Consider the following 19,415-nt stretch of genomic DNA (forward strand, 5'->3'; position numbering starts at 1 on the left):
GTGCGCATGCCAGCGACCGGCCGATAAGCGTTAGTGGCTAATGGCCGTTACCCTGATAGACTCCAGGCATTCATCCAGGATCACACGCGACCATGGCTGCCCCAGGAGGAAACGGAGTTCCGCTCGCTACCCGTTTGTATAAATCCCGCGCGCTGGGGCTGACGCTCGGCTTTGTGTGCGTGTTGTTTGGCATGTACCCCCTCGATCCATCGCCGTGGGTGTGGGCGTGGATGCTGGTGAACGCGTTTGTCTGGCCCCATGTGGCGTTTCAATTGTCATTGCGGGCGGTGCACACCCTGCGCAGCGAGCGGCGCAATTTACTGTTCGATTCCTTCTGCGGCGGGTTCTGGGTCGGTGCCATGCACTTCAATCCGCTGCCCAGCGTCACCACACTGTCGATGATGACGATGAACAACGTCGCCATTGGTGGCCCGCGCTTCATGTGCGCAGGGTGGATCGCGCAGGGCTTGGGCGTTTGTGCAGCGCTGCTGGTGTTCGCCCCGGCGTTTGTCGCCGTGACCACCCAGGCCCAGCTGTATGGCTGCCTGCCAATCCTGATGCTGTACCCGCTGGCGCTGGGCTGGATCTGCTATCGACAGGCCCGGACCCTGGCGCGGCATAAGCGCGAACTGCTGGCCTTGAGCCGTACCGACAGCCTGTCCGGCTTGCTCAACCATGGCGCGTGGAAGGATCATCTGGAGATCGAGTTCCAACGCTGTCGCCGGGAGCAGCAGGGCGCGGTGATTGCGCTGATTGACATCGACCATTTCAAACTCATCAACGACACCTACGGCCACGTCACCGGTGATATCGTCCTGCGCCAGTTGGGCAAAGTGTTGCGCCAGAACTTGCGTATCACCGATCTGGCCGGGCGTTACGGGGGTGATGAGTTCTGCATCATCATGCCGGGCATGCCGCTCAATCGTGCCACCGACGTGATGGATACCCTGCGTGATCGCTTCAACGCGCTGGTCTATGACCAGGACCCGACCTTGCGCGCCAGCTTGAGCATCGGCCTGGCGCCGTATCAAGCGGAGCATGCCGATTGCACCCGGTGGCTCAACGATGCCGACCTCGCGCTGTACGAGGCCAAAAGCGGCGGGCGCAACCGCGTCAGTTGCGTGCAAGGCAGTTGGTTGCGATCCGTCTAGTGGGGTAGGGTGTGACTTTTCCTACCAGCACTTAACAAGGATCGGTTTATGCTTTTCACCTTCCCGCGCACCCTTCTGGCCGTCACGCTGGCCTTGTCCTTCGCAGTCCCAGCCTACAGCGCCGAACCCCATAAACAGATTCAGGCGGGTGCCGAGCAATACAAAGGCCAGGCGCTGAAACTGCTGGAGCGCCTGGTGAACATCGATTCGGGCTCTGGCTATGGGCCAGGCCTGACACAAGTCAGCGACATCGCGGTCGATGAGCTCAAGCAACTCGGCTTCAGCATCGAACGCGTCCCGGATGCCGCCGCCAACAGCAGCCATGTGATCGCCACGCTCAAGGGCAGCGGCAAGGCCAACATCCTGCTGATGGCGCATATGGACACCGTATTCAAGGAAGGCTCGGCCGCCGAGCGCCCGTTTCACATCAAGGACGGACGCGCCTATGGCCCCGGCGTGATGGATGACAAGGGTGGCATCGTCGCTGGCATCTACGCGCTCAAAGTCCTCAAAGACCAGGGCTTCAAGGACTACGCAAAAATCACGTTCCTGCTCGACGCCAGCGAAGAAACCGGCTCCGATATCGCGTCCGACCTGATCCGCAAAACCGCCAAGGGCCACGACGTCACCCTCAACCTGGAACCTGGTCGCCCGGCCGACGGCCTGGTGGTGTGGCGCAAAGGCAGCGCCACCGCCGTGGTCGACGTCAAAGGCAAAGCCGCCCACGCCGGCGTCGCCCCGGAACTGGGACGCAACGCCGCCATGGAAGCTGCGCACCAGATCCTGCAACTGGGCAAGCTCGGCGACGAAGACAAGAAAACCACCATCAACTTCACCGTGATCAACGCCGGCGACCGCACCAACGTCATCCCCGACCACGCCACCGCCAAGGCTGACGTACGCGCAGCATTGCCGGAAGAGTTTGATCGGATCGAAAAGGACCTGGTGCGCGTATCCGCCAACAAGCTCATCCCGGAAACCGAAGTGACCACCACGCTCAAACGCGGCTTGCCGCCAATGCCGCAGACGGCAGAGTCCGACAAATTGGTGGCAATTGCCCAGGGCATTTATGGGGAGTTGGGCAAGCAGTTGACCATCGAAGGCAGCGGCGGTGCAGCGGATGCCAGTTTGTCGGCCGGAGTGGGCACGCCAACGCTGGATGGATTCGGGATTGTGGGGGGCAATATTCATACACCGGAGGAATATGCGGAGGTGGAGAGTGTGGTGCCGCGGGTGTATTTGTTGAGTCGGATGATTATGGAACTTTCGAAGCGGTGAGTGGGGGGGCTCACTCGGTGTTGAGTGAGCCTATTTTTGTTGCGGTAGCTTCTGCATCATAAGTGACTAGACAGTTGAGTAAAGTTAGCATGAACTTCCTTTTGTTTAAGATTTCTTCTTCGAAGTATGTGTCAAATAGATAAAATACAGACTCAAAGTCATCTCCCTTTTCTAGGAAATGTTGAAGTGTATCGATATGCCAGCGCCTTTCATCTTGCTTGTATCTCATGAACTCTGGTTTTGTAAGGATTTCAAATAAGCTTATAAGTTCTTGTTCGTTGTTCACGTTTTTTGAAAAAATCAACTCTTCTCTTTCATAATCTCGTGAGTTTTCTATGCAGTAAGTGAATAGAAGACCTTTGATGATTTGTAAGTCTGGTTTAAATTTCATTCGAGGTCACCATAGGCAGTGATAGGCTGTCCATTTTCATTTAAGAAGACTCTTGCATTTCTTGTTTTTTCGTATTCGTAATTTTCTTTTTTATAACCTTCGCCAATAATTTTACCTATGTCCATTGGTCTTTTAGATACCGATAAATTTGTCTGCTTGAAGATGAGCTGTGCACGGTAGATAGCGTTTAACTGATCCCTGTGACTTAAAAAGTGAGTGGCTGCACTGGGCGGTCTAGGTTCTCCCGTATGGGGACCCCTTAGGTATCTTTCTATCTCACCAGTAGTTGGGTTTTTTGCTGTCATGACTCTCTCTAACTGAGACTCTAGCGACGTCTGAGCCCCATGTTTCTCTAAAAAATGTGCCCCCGGCGTTGCTTTTTCCAATTCATCTAACCGCCTGTAGGCGTTCGCCTCTGCGAGTTCGTCAATTCTTGCCTGCCGCTCAGCTCTTTTAGCTTGCGGTAGTGCAGGCTCTCCGTGATTTACGTTCTCTGCAGGATTTTGAGCTGTAGTGCTTGATTTACATCCATCTCCACCTGGGCATGTGCTTAGCCCCAGCGGATCTACCCAGCCTGTCGGATTCGGCACATACCGGTACGCATTGATCCCGCCCGCCAGCTTCACCGGGTCCGGCGTCAGATAGCGCCCAACATCCGGATTGTAGTAGCGATGTCGGTTGTAATGCAGGCCGCTTTCCTGATCGAAGTATTGACCCTGAAAACGTAGCGGGTTGTCGATTTTTCCGACGTCGAGGCGGCTGATCTGGCCGTAGGCGCGGTAGTGCGCGGACCAGACGATTTCGCCGTCTGCGGCGGTGAGTTCCTGTGGGGTGCCGAGGTGGTCGAGTTGGTAGTGGTAGGGCTGGGTGGCGTTGGGGCCGAAGCCTTCCAGCAGGGCCAATGGCCGGAAGCTGTCGGGTTCGTAGAGGTAGCTGCGGTGGCGGTCGGCGTGGTGTTCGGCGATCAGTTTGTCGCCTTGCCAGAAAAACTCCGTCGTTACGCCGTCGACGGTTTTGCTGATGCGCCGGCCAAAGGGGTCGTAGCGGTAGTGGGCGGTTTGGCCGTTGGGTTGGGTGATGCTGGTTAAACGATGCTGACAGTCGTAGCGGTATTCGGTGACCAATGCGTGAGCTTTGCCACGGCGTTCGCGGATCAGGTTGCCGAAGGCGTCGTGGTCGTAATGCCGGTCGCCCTGGATCATCAGGCGATTGCCGGCGACGATGTCCGGGCCGGGGCGGTCGTGCATCAGCAGGTTGCCGGCCGGGTTGTGGCCGAAGCGTTCCTGTAAGTCCTGCGAGTGATCGGCGCGGGTCAGGCGGTGGAGCGGGTCGTAGGCGTAGTGGTGTTCGCCTTTGCGCGTATCGAGAATGCGGGCGAGGTTGCCGGATTTGTCGTAGTCGTATTGGCGGCGGTAGTGGCGGTTTTCCTGTTGCGTGATGGCGTGGGCGTGCAGGCGGTGTTGGTCGTCGTAATGGTAATGGCTGATTAATTCGCCTTGCTGTCGTTGCTGCTCCTTGCCCGCTTTGAATAGATGCGAGGTGAGCACTTCACCGTTGAGCTGAACCGTCGCGAGGTGGCCACCTTTATCGTGGTTAAACGTGACGCGGTTGTTATCCGGCAGGCGCAGGCGCTGCAGTTGACCGCAGGCGTCATAGCCATAACGCAAGGTGCCCCAGCCTTGATGCTCGGCGGTCAGGCGGTTTTGTCGATCGTATTCGTAGGCCAGCGCCCAGTGACCGTCTACGACGCTGAGGAGATTGCCCTGGCGGTCGTAGGCATAGTCAACAAGGGCGCCATCGGGCAGGGTTTTTCTGACAAGGCGTCCGGCGTGGTCGCGCGCGTAGCGGGTAACCAACTGACTGCCATCGTCGCCATGTTCAGTCTTTTCCTGCAGATTGCCGTTGAGGTCATAAACGTAGGCGGTACGCTGGCCGTTAAAGCCGATTTCCTGCTGGATCAGGCCGTTGGGGTGGTAGGTAAGCCGGTAGGTCTCGCCCACCTCGTTTTCGATCTCGGTCAGCAGCAACCGAGTATTGTCGTAGCGGTACTGGACCTGCGTGCCGTCGGCATTGAGCCGTCGACTGATCAGGTGCAGCCCGTCGGCATACTCGTAGCGGGTGATATGCCCCAGTTCATCGCGTTCGGCGGTGATTTTTCCGTAGGCGTTGTAGCTGTATTCCCTGCATGCACCGCCCGGCAATATCAGGCGAGTCAGCCGGCCCACGCTGTCCCACTGATACTGGGTCAGCGCCCCATGCTCATCCTCGCGGGCAACCTCTCGACCCAGGTCGTCATAGCGATAGCGACTGATCCCGCCATTGGGCAACTGTTCCTCAAGCAGTTGCCCGCGCTCATTCCACACCAGCCGTTGGCAACTGTGATCGGGATACCAGACGCCAATCAACTGCCCGTGTTTGTTGTAGCTGTAGTCGGTTATATGGCCGTCTGGATCAGTCTTACGCGTTACGTCGCCTTGCTCGTTGCGCTCGTACTTCCAAACCGCCTCACCCCGGCGCACCACCCGTACGAAGCCATTGTCATGCTCGTAGGACGTCGGCTCATCGTCCCCCGGAAACAGCGCCACCAAGCGACCAGCGTCGTCGTACTGATACGCCGTCACCGCGCCGAGTGGGTCCTGCTCAACCGTCAGCCGGCCTTTTTCATCGTAGGATTTGAAGTGTTGAGCGCCATCCGGATCAACCCGCTGCACCAGCCGCGCCCGCGGGTCATGCACATACACTTCCTGACTGCCATCGGCGTTATGCACGGTGACGCGCCCGTCATCACCCCACACATAACGCGTGTCCATCTGCGTAAAACTGGCCCAATGCCGTACACAGCGCGCCGCCTTGCCGGAACGTTCCCACGCCCAGAAGAAACTCGCCCCACCGGCCAGCCCACGTTCCAGAATCACGTGCTGCTCGTCGTACCGATAAACCTCGCATTCACCTACGGCATTGGTCGCCGACACCAGTCGGCCTGCGTCGTCGTAGGTGTAGGAAACAACCGTCTGTTCAGTCACCCACTCGTAAGGCTCACGCCCCTTGGCGCGATGCACCTGATAGTCCACCGCACCAATCCGGCCCTGCGCATAGCGCAACCACAGCGAGCGCCCGGCGCCGTTATCCAGCCGTTCAATGCGCCCCAGCACGTCGCGGGAAATGCGCAGCCGGTTGTCATACGCATCGCTGATCGACACCAGCACGCCATCGCGAAAGTGATAAAATCGCGACGCCTGGGCCAGCACCAGTTCATCCGGTAAATCCCCGAGGAAGATCGCTGCTTCCGCCAGGCTGTTGGTGATCGCCGGTCGCGAAGCGGTCGGCAGCGGAAACTCGGTCGAGCGATTTTCATGGTCGGTCCACACCACCGAATCGCCCGCAACCACCAGCCGCTGCGCCAGGGCATGACTCCAGCCAAACCCCAGCCCAACATCGATTTCCACCGCACTGGTGCGATAAGCGCGCGTCCACTCAAACGGTAAAATCCCGTCCAGCGTGCCGTCGGTGAGGGTGAGCAATTCCTCGCCGGTGACCATCGACACCGGGCAGCCGTTGGTCACGGTTTTATCGGAAGAGGCCGCCGCATCCCCCGCCGGGTTCTTCGCCGAAACCGGGGCATCATCCACAGGCGATTCGCGCACGAGTGCCGTGCGCTGCTGCTTGCTGCGCACCGCCGGCACGGCGTTCGGCACCAGTTCCTCGCCCATTTTCAGCGGCGCCACCGTCTTGATCGGCGTGGCCGCGCTCCCCAGCAGCAACGGCTTGGCCGTCTCGACATGCTGCGCCAACCCCGGCTGCGCCAACTGCTCGGCGAGCATCTCCAGCCAGCGGCGCACCCGCCCGGACTTGATATGACCCACCACCTGCACGCCCAGGCGAATCTTCACGCCCATGCCCCGCGTGGCCCAGATCAGCAACAGGTTGATCAGCACCTCGCCGGTGATTTCGCCCACCAGCTCAACCATCTGCGGTGGCGGCAGCAGGCGGATCCAGCTGGTCAGCGCCGACAGGTAGATAAACAGCAGCGGCTCATCACTGAGCACCAGCAGGCCATGGGCGATGGCGTCCTTGCCCAGTGTGAGCAGCTCATCCAGCTCGGCCTGGGAGACATAGCGCAACCACTGCTCGCTGTTGGCCTTGAGGTTGGCGATCAGGTCGTACAGCTGCGTGATGTTGTCCCACAGGTTGTAGAGGGCTTTGGCCAAGCCGCCCGCGAAGGCGGCGCCCTGCAGGGCGCTGCGCTTTAAGGGTGGGGCTTTGGCGAACTCAGTCCACTGCGCTTGGAAGGTGTCTTTCCATTCCTCGCGCAGGCGAGTTTCCAACCCGGCGGTCAGCGACTGATAAGAGGCATACAGCGCCTTGACGTGGTCTTTGGAAACGTTGGGGTAGAAGGTGATTTGATACGGCTGGCCGCGGGTGCATTCCGGGATTTCAAGCCTGCCGCTGGGATCTATCGTGCGATGGAGCGGGGCACCGACCGGACTGCCATCCGCTGCGATGGCCTGCACCATCACCGGCGTATCGCCGATGGGCACAAGGCGAGTGCTCTCGAACAGATGCACCAGGGTCAGCGAACCCTGGGCGGGGCAGGTCGCGACAACAGCGCTTGGCGTGCGCGAAGACACCGGTGCACTCAGCGTGACGTCTTCGCCGACCTTGAAGATCTGTTCAAGCTCCAGCGCCGAGCCGCTCCAGAAGCTCTCGGCCCATGCGTCGAAGGTGTTCAGGCAATCGCGAAAATCACGAAAAACGCTTTCGACGTCCGGTGCCTTGGCATCCATTGGCATCAGCACCAGCTTGGCAATGACCGGAATCATGAAGCAGCCCCGCAACCGGGGGCCTTAGCCAGCAACTCCATCTGCAATCCCTCGCACTGTGTGATCAGGCGAAGGACTTTGCAGAGGTTGGAGTAGGAGGGGAGTAGAGGTTATCCGGCGGCGCTGTGGGATGTTTCAGTAGAGCTTGTCTCCCATACGATGCTCCGCAACAGCGCGCACTGATGTATCGTTCCATACATGGAACGATCAACGCTGTTTTTACCGTCTAGCGCACAATTGCTATCGGTTTTAAGGTGTATGCACTTTGGAGGTACATCATGAAAAAGCTTATCGGTCTTTACACCAGCCCTCGTGGCCACTGGGTCGGCGACGGCTTCCCGGTGCGCACGCTGTTTTCCTACGACAACCTGGGCAAGCACATCAGCCCGTTCCTGCTGCTGGACCATGCCGGCCCGGCCGATTTCACGCCGACCGAGCAGCGGCGCGGCGTCGGCCAGCACCCTCATCGCGGCTTTGAAACCGTGACCATCGTGTACGACGGCGAGGTCGAACACCGCGACTCCACTGGCGCCGGTGGCAAAATCGGCCCCGGCGACGTGCAGTGGATGACGGCGGCCAAGGGCATTCTCCACGAGGAATTCCACTCCGATGCCTTCGCCCGCAGCGGCGGGGCGCTGGAGATGGTGCAACTGTGGGTCAACCTGCCGGCCAAGGACAAAATGGCCGATGCCGGTTACCAGACCATCGTCGACGGTGACATTCCTGTGCTGCCACTGGCCAACGACGCCGGCAAGCTGCGCCTGATCGCCGGAGAGTTCGCCGGCACCCAAGGCCCGGCGCGCACGTTCACGCCCATTGACGTGTGGGACCTGCGCCTGAATGCCGGCAAGGCCGTCACCCTGGACCTGCATGCCGGGCGCAATACCGCGCTGGTGATCCTGCGCGGGACGGTGCAGATCAATGGCGAAGAGGTGGCGCGCCAAGGGCAACTGGCGCTGTTCGAGCGTGACGGCCAGCAGCTTTCACTGGCGTCGGACGACGACGCCATGGTGCTGCTGCTCAGCGGCGAGCCGATCGACGAGCCTATCGTCGGGCACGGACCGTTCGTGATGAACACCGAGCAGGAGATTCATCAGGCGTTTGCCGATTTCCAGGCCGGCAAATTCGGTCAGATGCATGCCTGACTCTGTGGGAGGTGGCCCAGCCACATAGAAGGCAACCACCTCCCTCTGGTGAGCGGGCTTGTCGTGGCGAGCGGGCTTGCCCCGCGTTGGGCTGCGAAGCAGCCCCCAATCAAGGAAAACGCAGTCTGCCTGGCACTGCGCAGAGCCTGGTTTTGGGGCTGCTGCGCAGCCCAACGCAGGACAAGCCTGCTCGCCACAGGGAATCTGCGCTTAACTGAACGGCATTAGGGCAAGCCCGCTCGCCACAGGTTTGGCGCAGCGCTCTACATTTTGTGCTGCGCTATACCCGCCATCTTGATTTCATGCGATCTTCCCGTCATTGCCACTGGAGTCGCCTGGATGCCCTCATTTATCGCCGATCACCCGATGCTGTGCGCACTGGTATTGATCCTGATCGACATCGCCGTGTGGCGGCTGATTTCCGCCAACCTGGCCAACTGGAAGCTGGCGGCGCGGTTGGTGATTTTTGCGGTGTTCAGCGCGGTGCTGTTCAACGATGGCATGAACCCGATGCTGGTGGCGCCCTATGCCGACGACACCGCGCTGCATATGGCCGCCACCGCTTTGCAGATCGGCTGGTGGCTGTTCGCGGCGCGCACGCTCACGGTGCTGCTCGGCGCGTTGATGATGCAGCGGGTCGGGCACACCGGGCGGTTGTTGCAGGACTTGATGGGCGCGGTGATTTTCCTGATCGCGATCATCGCCGCCATGGCCTATGTGCTCGACCTGCCGGTCAAGGGCGTGCTGGCCACCTCCGGCGCGGTGGCGATCATTGTCGGCCTGGCCTTGCAAAGCACCTTGAGCGATGTGTTTTCCGGGATCGTGCTCAACACCACCAAACCCTATCAACTGGATGACTGGATCTCCATCGACGGCACCGAAGGCCGTGTCACCGATATCGACTGGCGCGCCACACGGTTACAGACTTCTCAGGGCAGCCTGGCGGTGATTCCCAACTCGCTGGCGGCCAAGGCCAAGATCATCAACTTCTCGCGCCCGGCGGACATGTTCGGCCTGACGGTCAGCCTGCAGGTCAGCCCCCATGCCCGTCCGCAAACCGTGATCGATGCGCTGGAGCGCGCCATGCAGGGCTGTCGACCGTTGCTGGCCAAACCCGCGCCGAGCGTGGCGTTCAAGGCGTCCTCCAGTGGCGGCGTGGAGTATGAAATCAGTGGTTTCGTGCCGGCCATGACCCTCAAGCGCGAAGTGCGCAACCAGCTTTACGACCTGGCGTTCCGGCATTTGCAGGCGGCGGGCGTGGGCCTGCTCTCGTCGACCGAGAGCAGCGCACCGGCCGAGATGTCCGGCGCGCGCGCGTTGCTGGAGCGCTCGTCGATTTTCTCTACGCTGCGCCAGGAAGAGAAAGAAACCTTCAGCCAGAACATGACCCTGCACACCTACCGTGCCGGCGAGATGATCCTGCCGGCAGGCGAGGTCAGCGATCATTTGTTCATCGTCGAGTCCGGCGTTGTGTCGGTGATGCTCACCAAGGCCGGGCACACCTTCGAAGCCGGACGCATGGGGCCGGGGGAGGTGATCGGCGAGGCGGGCATCCTGTCCGATCAGGCGGCGCTGGCGGACTTTGCCGCGAAGACGTTTTGCACCCTGTACCGCATCGAAAACGAATACCTCAAACCGTGCCTGGATGCGCGTCACGACATCGGCGAAGCCATGAAGGCGCTGCTGGATTTTCGTCTGCATGCCGCACAGGTGTTGACCGAGGACGCGCCGGTGGTGCCGGTGAAGAAGGGCTTTTTGCAGTGGTTGCGCACGCGCGGCCTGTAACGGCGCTGTCGCGATCCGACAGCGCCGCCGCGTTGCGTCAGAACGTCAGATAGACCGGGCTGGCAGTGGACAGCGAGGCTTTTACCCCCTGCGCCGTGTCACTGATCAGCGCTTCCTGGCGGTCTTCACTCAGGGCTTGCAGGGTGACCGCGACCACCTCGGCCGGCGTGCTTTTCGGCGCCTGCACATCGGCCACCATGTCGGTGTCGATGTAGGCCGGGTGCACGCCGATGACCAGCGTGTTCTGCCCACGCAGTTCGCCACGCAGGCCGTTGGTGAGGCCCCACTGGGCGGACTTGGAAGTGCTGTAGCCGCCGGAGCCGGGCGGGCTCAGCCAGCTCAGGACCGAGAGGATATTGATCAGGGCGCCGCCGCCTTGCCTGGCCAGGATCGGCGCAAACGCGCGGCTCATGCGCAGGGTGCCGAGGGTGTTTACTTCAAAGTGCTGTTGCAGGTTTTCGACGCTGTCTTCAGCGAGCAACGAACCGTACTTCAAGAAGCCCGCGTTATTGATCAGTACACTGACGTCGCCGCATTGCTCGGCGGCGCGCTGCACGCTGGCCGGGTCGGTAATGTCCAGAGTAATCGGCGTGCTGCCGGGAATCTCGACACTGCCCGGATCCCGCGCGCCGGCGTACACCTTGGCCGCGCCTGCGGCCAGTAGCGCAGTGACGAACGCCTTGCCCAGGCCACGATTGGCACCGGTCACCAGTACCACTTTTCCACGAATATCCATGAGATGCTCCACGCGCCAGTTGGGTTTAATGATGAAACCATTTTTATCCTGTGCGTTTGGGTCCTATAATGCAACCTTATTTTTCACGCAGGCGCAGGGATACGATGAAACGCAAATGCCTGGAAGGGAACGGCTGCCCGGTGGCGCGCGCGCTCGATGTGGTGGGCGACTGGTGGACGCTGCTGATCATTCGCGATGCATTCGCCGGCGTCACGCGCTTCGGTGATTTCCAGAAGCACCTGGGCGTGGCGAAAAATATTCTCGCCACGCGCCTTAAGGACATGGTCGAGCAAGGCCTGCTGGAAACCCGCGAAGTCGGCGCGCGCAGCGACTATCAACTCACGGACAAGGGCCGCGCGCTGATGCCGGTGCTGGTCACGTTGGCCCAGTGGGGAGAGGCGCATACCGAGCCCGAAGACGTCGGTACGCAGGTGCTGGATGCGCGTCTGCTCAAGCCGCTGCGCAAGGTCGAGATCGTGTCCGAAGACGGCCGGGTGCTGGGGCTTGGGGACATTGTCACCCAGGCCCCGTAGGCCTTGATAACGAGGGTTCAGCGCACCAGGCACGGGCGCTTGTTGTCGAAGCTCCAGCCGGGAATCAGGAATTGCATGGCGACGCTGTCATTGCGCGCGCCCAGGCCCATGCCTTGGTAGAGTTCGTGGGCATGCGCCACGGCGTCCATGTCGATCTCCACTCCCAGGCCCGGCTTGGCCGGTACTCGGATGTGGCCGTCGACAATCTGCAACGGCGCCTTGGTCAGGCGCTGGCCGTCCTGCCAGATCCAGTGGGTGTCGATTGCGGTAATGTCGCCCGGCGCCGCCGCCGCCACCTGGGTGAACATCGCCAGGGAAATATCAAAGTGGTTGTTGGAGTGCGAGCCCCAGGTGAGGCCCCACTCGTGGCACATCTGCGCCACGCGCACCGAGCCCTGCATGGTCCAGAAGTGCGGGTCGGCCAGGGGAATGTCCACCGATTGCAGCTGGATGGCATGGCCCATTTCGCGCCAGTCGGTGGCGATCATATTGGTCGCGGTCGGCAGGCCGGTGGCGCGACGGAATTCAGCCATGACTTCGCGACCTGAATAGCCGTTTTCCGCGCCGCACGGGTCTTCGGCGTAGGCCAGCACGTGGTGCTGATCGCGGCACAGGGCGATGGCTTCCTTGAGTGACCAGGCGCCATTCGGGTCCAGGGTGATGCGCGCGTCGGGGAAGCGTTCGGCCAGTGCGGTCACCGCTTCGATTTCCTCTGCGCCGCGCAGGACCCCGCCTTTGAGCTTGAAGTCGTTGAAACCGTATTTGGCCTTGGCGGCTTCGGCCAGACGCACGATGGCGTCCGGGGTCATGGCCTGCTCGTGACGCAGGCGGAACCAGTCGTCGGCGTCGGCTTCGCTGCGGTAGGCGAGGTCGGTGCGGCTGCGGTCGCCGATGTAGAACAGGTAGCCGAGCATCTTCACTGCGTCGCGCTGCTGGCCTTCACCGAGCAAGGCGGCCACCGGCACGTCGAGGAACTGGCCGAGCAGGTCGAGCAGCGCGGCTTCCATGGCGGTTACAGCGTGGATGGTGATGCGCAGGTCGAACGTCTGCAGGCCGCGTCCGCCGCTGTCGCGGGTGGCAAAGGTGCGGCGCATGGCATTGAGGATGCTCTGGTATTGGCCGATGGGTTTGCCGATCACCAGGCTGCGCGCGTCTTCCAGGGTCTCGCGGATACGCTCGCCGCCGGGCACTTCACCGACGCCGATATGCCCGGCGCTGTCCTGCAGGATCACGATATTGCGCGTAAAGAACGGCCCGTGGGCGCCGCTGAGGTTGAGCAGCATGCTGTCGTGGCCGGCCACCGGAATCACTTGCAGGCTGGTGACCACCGGGGCGTTGCTGGCGTGGTGCTGATGTTCTGTGTTCATGAAGAAGCGTTCCTTATTTGCTCAGGGCGGGGGCAGGGTGCAGCACGCTGGCGGTGTGGGCGCCGGGGCGGGTCTTGGCGAAAAACACCAGGATGGCCGCGAGGATCGACGTCCCGGCCAGCCCGTACAGGCCGCCCTGGATCGACCCGGTGGTCTGCTCCAGAAAGCCGAAGGTGGTCGGCGCGACAAACCCGCCGAGGTTGCCAATGGAGTTGATCAGCGCAATCACCGCCGCTGCGATGCGCGCATCCAGGTAGCCCTGGGGAATCGGCCAGAACAGCGACGACGCCGACTTGAAACCGATGGCCGCAAAGCAGATGGCGATGAAGGCGAAGATCGGCCCGCCGGTGGTGGAAAAGAACATCCCCGCGGCGGCAATCAACAGCGCCGTGGCCACCCAGGCCTGCTGGTGCTTGTATTTGCCGGCCAATGCCGCGAACGAGTACATCGCGATGATCGAGATCAGCCACGGAATCGAGTTGTAGAAGCCCACCTGGATGTCGCTCAGGTCGCCCATCTTTTTGATGATGCTCGGCAGCCAGAAGGTGGCGGCGTAGATGGTCAGCTGGATGCAGAAATACAAGGCGCAGAACAGCATGATCTGACGGTCCTTGAGCAAGGTGCCCAGGGTTGGCTTGACCGTGTTGGCGGCATCGCGCTCGCGTTGCTCGCGGTCGATCTCGCCCACCAGCGCGTCCTGTTCCTCACGGCTGAGCCATTTGGCATCGTGGGGTTTGGAATCGAGCCAGAACCACACGAAAAAGCACAGCAGCACCGACGCCATGCCCTCGATGATGTACATCCATTGCCAGCCGTGCAGGCCCAGGCCTGTGATCTGCAACAGCACGCCGGACAGCGGGCCGGAGATCAGCGAGGCCAGCGCCGAGCCGCTGAGAAAGATCGCAATCGCCTTGCCGCGCTCCACGCCGGGCAGCCAGCGCGTGAAGTAATAGATCACCCCCGGAAAGAACCCGGCCTCGGCCACCCCCAGCAGAAAGCGCAGGATGTAGAAGTGGGTTTCGTTCTGGATGAAGGCCATCAAGGTGGCGGTGATGCCCCAGGTGAACATGATGCGGGTCAGCCAGATACGCGCGCCGACCTTTTGCAGCAGCAGGTTGGAGGGCACTTCGAACAGCGCGTAGCCGATGAAGAACAGACCGGCACCCAGGCCGTAGGCCGCGGCGCCGATGCCCAGGTCATGTTCCATGTGGGTGCGCACGAAGCCGATATTGACGCGGTCGATGTAATTGACGATGAACATGATCACGAAAAGTGGCAGCACATGGCGCTTCACTTTCTTGATCGCGCGGGCCAGCACGGGGTCGTGGGCAGGCGCAGCTGTGGCGGGGCTGGAAGGGGTCACGAGGTAGAACTCCCACTGATTATTGTTGTGCGGGTTGGGTTCAGGGTCGTCGGACATGTCTGACAACTTGCCAGACATCATACAACTGAGATTTTTAAAGTGGCAACCCCTATCTCCAGACCTGTGATGACCCCGGCGGACGCTGGCTTGCCTGCGATAGCTTCACATTGCTGTACCTGACGCACCGCAGCGTCTGCATCGCAGGCAAGCCAGCTCCCACAAAAGACGGGTGCACTTCGGGGAAAATTTGTTTGTTGTCATACAAGTTGCTGCTCAAGCAGGGTGCTAGTATTGCGCGGTCTTTTCGATGGACCCGCCCATGCTCACCGACCTCCCACGCAAGCGCTCCCAGGGCCTGGCCCATGACATCGTCAGCGACCTGACCCAGCAAATTCTGCTGGGGCAGATGGCGCCTGGCGAAAAGCTGCCGTCCGAGTCCGCCATTGTTGGCGAGTACGGTGTCAGTCGCACGGTGGTGCGCGAGGCGCTGTCGAAATTGCAGGCGGCCGGGCTGGTGGAAACCCGGCATGGCGTCGGCACGTTTGTGCTGGCGCGCGACTCGCGCCAGGGCCTGCACCTGACCCACGACACCGCTGTGAGTGTGCGCGGCATCCTCGAACTGCGCATGGGCCTGGAAACCCAGGCCGCCGCCCTGGCAGCGCTGCGCCGCACCGACGCGCAGTTGCAGCAGATGCGCCAGGCCCTGGATGACTATCAGGATTCACTGGGCAGCCACGACAGCAGCGTCGAACCCGATGTGCGCTTTCATCAGTTGATCGCCCAGGCCACGGGCAATAGCTACTTCACCGACGTGATTCAGCACTTGGGCCATTCGGTGATTCCGCGTTCGCGCATCAACGCTCAGGAGCGGGGTGATGCGGACCTGGTGCAACTGGGGCAATTGGCCAATCTGGAACACGAGGCGATTCTCAAGGCTATCCGCCGCCAGGATCCGGATGCGGCGCGTGCGGCCATGTTGCTGCATTTGAGCAATAGCCTGGAGCGTATGACCGGGGAGTAAGAGCGCCCCAGATCAAAAGCAAAAGCGCGGTGGCCTTGGAGTCGACCGTGATTGGCTGCCGAACGCTGTACAAACTGTGGGAGGGGGCTTGCTCCCGATGGCTGAGTGTCAGTCAGCTTATTGGTAGCTGACCCACCGCTATCGGGAGCAAGCCCCCTCCCACAGTTGATCTCCATTTGTCTGTTGGATATCACACTTCTTTTGATCTGCTTTGCTTTGCTTTGGCTTTTGATCTCAAGCGCCCCGTCAACCACGCTGGCCGCACGCAGGCTTGAATCCGTGGGTAACCCGGCAGGACGCCGGGTTAGCCGCACTGGGCCATGGATGGCCCATTGCGGCGGCCCACGGATTCAAGTCTGCGTGCGGGCACACCGAGCGTGAGCGAGGTGCCGAGTGGTGGGGCAAGAGCGTTTTGCTTACTTTTGCGCTTTTCAAAAGTGAGCCGCCGTAAGGGCGGAACCCATATCAGCCATCACCCAAACAACGGATAAGTACCCCCACCCCCACCCCCACCCCAAAACTCCAGGAATTCCCCGACAAGAACTTCATGACCGCGCGAAAGAGTATTCCCAAGCGCCACATGGGAATACTGCCCGAACGCAGCGCGCGCTATTCAGCCTTGCCCTGCATCGGCCAGATCCGCTCCCGCTGCGTCTGCCCCAACCACACCATGCCGTGCATGAACGTCTCGCGCTCTTGCGGTGTGGTCAGCGGGAACTGCGCCAGATGGGTATGCGCCATTTCCCGCACTTGCTCGAACCACGCCCGTTTATCCTCCTCATTATCAAACGCCTGCCCCTCCAGGACATGGGCGGGCATCAGCTCGCTCGGCTCCAGCGGCAATGCATCGCGGGTGAAGAGGCGCGCGTTGATGTTTGCGCTGCAGATCTCCACGGTCAAACCGGTAATGCCCTTGGCCAGCAGCTTTTTAAGCGGCTTGATCTTCTTGTGGGTCTGGGCGGCAAAGTTGGTCGACTTGAGCAGCGTGTTGTACTGCGGCTTGAAGTGGTTGATCAGCGCCGCTTCCGCCAGGGTGACCACCTCGTCGCGATTGAGGCGCACCGCGCGCAGCCGTTCGAAGTGCGCGTGATCCTCTTGCTCGCAGGCTTGGGGATCAAGGTTGAGGTCGCCGCCATTGCTGATCACGGTGCGCCCGTGTTCAAAGCGATACAGCAGCAGCGAAATTTCCAGCTCCGGGGTGTGGGTCGAGGCTTCGGCCAGGATGCGTTGCAGGGTGGTGTGGTTGAGCAAACGGTCAACGGCGGTCAGTGCGTTGACCTTGCCCAGGCCCTGGCCGACATACAGCACGTTCATGTCCCGTTGCTCGGTGTGCAGCGCACTGCTGGCGTTGGCGACCACGATATGGGCGGCGGTGATGACCTGGCGTGTGGCGGTGGTGATCAGCAGATGGGTGCCGTTGGGGGCGACCTGCACCTGCTCGATGGCGTCGCGATCCCCCGGCGTGATCGGCGGGATCTCGTAGCTGAAGGGGATCGGCTGCTCGCCGGTCTCGTCCATCACCAGGAAAAAACTGCCGTGCACGGTGCGGTCCTGCAACTGCAGATCGTAAGGATTGATCAGCACCCGTCGGCGCGCAGTGATCAGGTAGATATTGCTGCCGGCGATCATCTCTCGATAAAGGGCGTCATCCTTGGCCCGGTAGAGGTCGGCGGGGGTCAATACCGAGGGCGGGCTGGAGTAGAGATGGGTGGCACCTTCGGCCGAAAACTGTCGAAGAATGGAGTCCATGCTGTTCATCGTCGTGTCCTTGTGTGGCTGCACACAGTGGCAGGGTGGAGCGCTATTTTGCCAAACTCGCGACGCGTCGGGCACTGGCCGAACGGTCAGGTACTCCCATTCTGAGTAGGAACATGAGCACGGGAACATCCATGGAAGCGTAGGGGAACGCAGGCCATGGTAGGGAGAGGTCGGCGCGATGGCTTTGAGGCGATTCTTAAAAGCACTTGCCTTGGGCGCGCCCGCGCTGTGCCGTTTCAGAATCGCCTTAAAGTCAGGTCTGACCCGTGACGGTTAACGTGGTCGGCGTTGAATGATCGACGTTGATGCCCAACTGTCAGGTTTACCCTATGCCCAATAAAGCCTTACGCCTTGTGATTGCCGATGCCGAGCTGCTGCCCCGGATCAAGATCGAGAAAATGCTCAACCAGCTGGGCTATCACCGTATCGCCCCGCTGAGTTCGTTCGATGAGCTGCAGGCGTTGACGCGCGCGGGCGGTGTGGCGTTCGACCTGTTGATCATCAATACGGCGCTGGTGCATTCGCGGCAGATCAACCTGTTGAAGTACTGCCACGACAACCCCTTGATCCGCCACACGCTGATCTACGACGGGCAATGCGCACAGCCCTCGATGATGTCGGTGTCGGTGAGCCAGACCCTTCACCTCGCCCTGTCGCAATCGCCGGACTTCAACTCGCTGCGCTGTTGCATGGAGATTGTCGACCCGACGCACAGCCTGCCGCTTGTCGAGCGGCCAACCTTGCGCGCGGTTGACACACGGCCGAGCCCACCTGCTGCTTTGCCGCGCACACCGTTCAAGGGCGATGCGGCGGTGGTGGCGTGCGCGGTGGGGTTATCGCCCAAGGGCTGAGGGCAGCTATTTCAGGTAACCGCACTGTTGGGGGCAGCTATCCAGACCGTCACACGGTTGTGGCAAGCCCGCTCGCCACGACAGGTGTGGCGGCGCCTGGCGGGATTGATAGGCTTCGAAAGCGCTACTTGTCCTTGCGCGCGTCCATGGTCTTGCGATGCTCCGCCAGGAACGGCTGCTCGGCCGGGTCAAAGCGATCGATCCCGGCGGTGAAGCGGTGCCAGTACGGATACAACGGCTGGCGCCGCGTGACGGCCTCGATGCGCGATGACTGTTCCTCGGTGAGTTTCAGCTCGGTGGCGGCCAGGTTGTCGCGCAGGTGCTCCTCGGTGCGGGCGCCGATGATCAGCGAGGTGATCCCCGGACGGTCCTTGAGCCAGGCCTGGCAGGTGCGTGCCACCGATACGCCGTGCTCGTCACCGACGGCGGCGAGGGTCTCGATGATGTCCAGCGCGCGTTCCTGGTCATGCACGTAGGGTTCCGGCCAGTCGCTGCCCTGACGCGTGTTGGCCGGCGGCTTTTGCCCGCGTCGGGTGGAACCGGTCAGCAGGCCTTCGCCCATCGGGCCCCATACCAGGGTGCCGATGTTCTGGTCCAGCGCGAGCGGCAGCAGTTCGTACTCGGCCTCGCGGGATTCCGGGGTGTAGTAGATCTGCTGGGTGATGGGCTTGAGCATGCCATGCAACTCGGCCTTGCCCAGGGCTTTCATCATTTGCCAGGCGGTGAAGTTGCTGGTGCCGAAGTAGCGGATCTTGCCCGAACCCACCAGCAGGCGCAGGGCTTCGAGGGTTTCCTCGATCGGCGTCAGGCCGTCCCAGTTGTGCAGTTGATACAGGTCGATGTGGTCGGTGCCCAGGCGCTTGAGGCTGGCTTCGCAGGCGCGAATCAGGTGGTAGCGCGAGGAGCCGGAGTTGTTCGGGTTGTCGTCCACGGGGCTGCGGCCCTTGGTGGCCAGCAGGATGTCGTGGCGCTTGTCGCCCAGGGCCTTGCCGACCACTTCCTCGGCCAGGCCGTGGGAATACAGGTCGGCGGTGTCGACCATGTTCACGCCCGCTTCGAACGCGATATCAAACATGCGCCTGGCCTGGGGCACATCCACCGCGCCGCATTTTTCGAACTCGGCGCGCCCGCCGAAGGGCACGGTGCCCAGGACGATTTCGGATACCAGCAAGCCCGAATGGCCCAGTTGTCGATACTGCATGTCGCCTCCTGTTTC

At 61.3% G+C, this 19,415-nt stretch carries 14 protein-coding genes; 7 read left to right on the plus strand and 7 right to left on the minus strand.

What is annotated here, in order from left to right:
* The first annotated feature begins 92 nt into the window (after nt 1-92).
* Both RHM60_RS01570 and RHM60_RS01575 read left to right on the plus strand, forming a co-directional pair.
* Nucleotides 93-1,151: a diguanylate cyclase gene (locus RHM60_RS01570; protein WP_231421829.1), complete on the plus strand. Its 1,059-nt coding sequence runs from the start codon at nt 93-95 to the stop codon at nt 1,149-1,151.
* Nucleotides 1,152-1,199: 48 nt separating this feature from the next.
* On the plus strand, nt 1,200-2,429 hold the full coding sequence (locus tag RHM60_RS01575; protein ID WP_231421830.1) for a M20/M25/M40 family metallo-hydrolase: 1,230 nt from the start codon (nt 1,200-1,202) through the stop codon (nt 2,427-2,429).
* Nucleotides 2,430-2,439: 10 nt separating this feature from the next.
* Here RHM60_RS01575 and RHM60_RS01580 read toward each other — a convergent pair whose 3' ends face one another.
* Both RHM60_RS01580 and RHM60_RS01585 read right to left on the minus strand, forming a co-directional pair.
* Entirely contained in the window at nt 2,440-2,820 is a 381-nt protein-coding gene (locus RHM60_RS01580) for a hypothetical protein (RefSeq protein ID WP_322213381.1), read from the minus strand.
* Nucleotides 2,817-7,640 (minus strand): RHS repeat-associated core domain-containing protein, encoded by a 4,824-nt coding sequence (locus RHM60_RS01585; RefSeq protein ID WP_322213382.1) that lies wholly within the window; start codon nt 7,638-7,640, stop codon nt 2,817-2,819. The genes RHM60_RS01580 and RHM60_RS01585 overlap by 4 nt, the downstream gene beginning before the upstream one ends.
* A 278-nt stretch (nt 7,641-7,918) precedes the next feature.
* Here RHM60_RS01585 and RHM60_RS01590 point away from each other — a divergent pair, with 278 nt between their 5' ends.
* A complete protein-coding gene (locus RHM60_RS01590) occupies nt 7,919-8,785 on the plus strand; it encodes a pirin family protein (protein WP_209981304.1) in 867 nt (288 codons plus the stop codon).
* Between the two features lie 339 nt (nt 8,786-9,124).
* Nucleotides 9,125-10,570 carry a mechanosensitive ion channel domain-containing protein gene (locus RHM60_RS01595; RefSeq protein ID WP_322213383.1) on the plus strand — a complete coding sequence of 482 codons (1,446 nt, stop codon included), beginning with the start codon at nt 9,125-9,127 and terminating at the stop codon, nt 10,568-10,570.
* A 37-nt stretch (nt 10,571-10,607) separates the two neighbouring features.
* Here RHM60_RS01595 and RHM60_RS01600 read toward each other — a convergent pair whose 3' ends face one another.
* Nucleotides 10,608-11,306, minus strand: a complete 699-nt coding sequence (locus RHM60_RS01600) for an SDR family oxidoreductase (protein WP_231421834.1) — start codon at nt 11,304-11,306, stop codon at nt 10,608-10,610.
* Between the two features lie 104 nt (nt 11,307-11,410).
* Here RHM60_RS01600 and RHM60_RS01605 point away from each other — a divergent pair, with 104 nt between their 5' ends.
* Complete coding sequence (locus RHM60_RS01605) at nt 11,411-11,839, plus strand: winged helix-turn-helix transcriptional regulator (RefSeq protein WP_209981311.1); 429 nt, start codon at nt 11,411-11,413, stop codon at nt 11,837-11,839.
* A 17-nt stretch (nt 11,840-11,856) separates the two neighbouring features.
* Here RHM60_RS01605 and gudD read toward each other — a convergent pair whose 3' ends face one another.
* Together gudD and RHM60_RS01615 are read right to left on the minus strand one after the other, a co-directional pair.
* On the minus strand, nt 11,857-13,206 hold the full coding sequence (gudD, locus tag RHM60_RS01610) for a glucarate dehydratase (protein WP_231421835.1): 1,350 nt from the start codon (nt 13,204-13,206) through the stop codon (nt 11,857-11,859).
* 13 nt (nt 13,207-13,219) lie between these two features.
* Nucleotides 13,220-14,626 (minus strand): MFS transporter, encoded by a 1,407-nt coding sequence (locus RHM60_RS01615; RefSeq protein WP_245228944.1) that lies wholly within the window; start codon nt 14,624-14,626, stop codon nt 13,220-13,222.
* Nucleotides 14,627-14,888: 262 nt separating this feature from the next.
* Between RHM60_RS01615 and RHM60_RS01620 the strand changes: the two genes are divergently transcribed.
* Complete coding sequence (locus tag RHM60_RS01620; protein ID WP_209981316.1) at nt 14,889-15,590, plus strand: FadR/GntR family transcriptional regulator; 702 nt, start codon at nt 14,889-14,891, stop codon at nt 15,588-15,590.
* 609 nt (nt 15,591-16,199) lie between these two features.
* Here the strand turns inward: RHM60_RS01620 and RHM60_RS01625 are convergent.
* Nucleotides 16,200-17,348 carry a hypothetical protein gene (locus tag RHM60_RS01625; RefSeq protein ID WP_322213384.1) on the minus strand — a complete coding sequence of 383 codons (1,149 nt, stop codon included), beginning with the start codon at nt 17,346-17,348 and terminating at the stop codon, nt 16,200-16,202.
* Between the two features lie 329 nt (nt 17,349-17,677).
* Here RHM60_RS01625 and RHM60_RS01630 point away from each other — a divergent pair, with 329 nt between their 5' ends.
* A complete protein-coding gene (locus RHM60_RS01630) occupies nt 17,678-18,199 on the plus strand; it encodes a chemotaxis protein CheY (RefSeq protein WP_209981336.1) in 522 nt (173 codons plus the stop codon).
* A gap of 124 nt (nt 18,200-18,323) precedes the next feature.
* On the opposite strand, the gene RHM60_RS01635 is transcribed toward RHM60_RS01630, so the two are convergent.
* Complete coding sequence (locus RHM60_RS01635; RefSeq protein ID WP_322213385.1) at nt 18,324-19,400, minus strand: aldo/keto reductase; 1,077 nt, start codon at nt 19,398-19,400, stop codon at nt 18,324-18,326.
* Nucleotides 19,401-19,415: the final 15 nt, after the last annotated feature.

The sequence above is a fragment of the Pseudomonas sp. MH9.3 genome (assembly GCF_034354675.1).
Taxonomy (GTDB): domain Bacteria; phylum Pseudomonadota; class Gammaproteobacteria; order Pseudomonadales; family Pseudomonadaceae; genus Aquipseudomonas.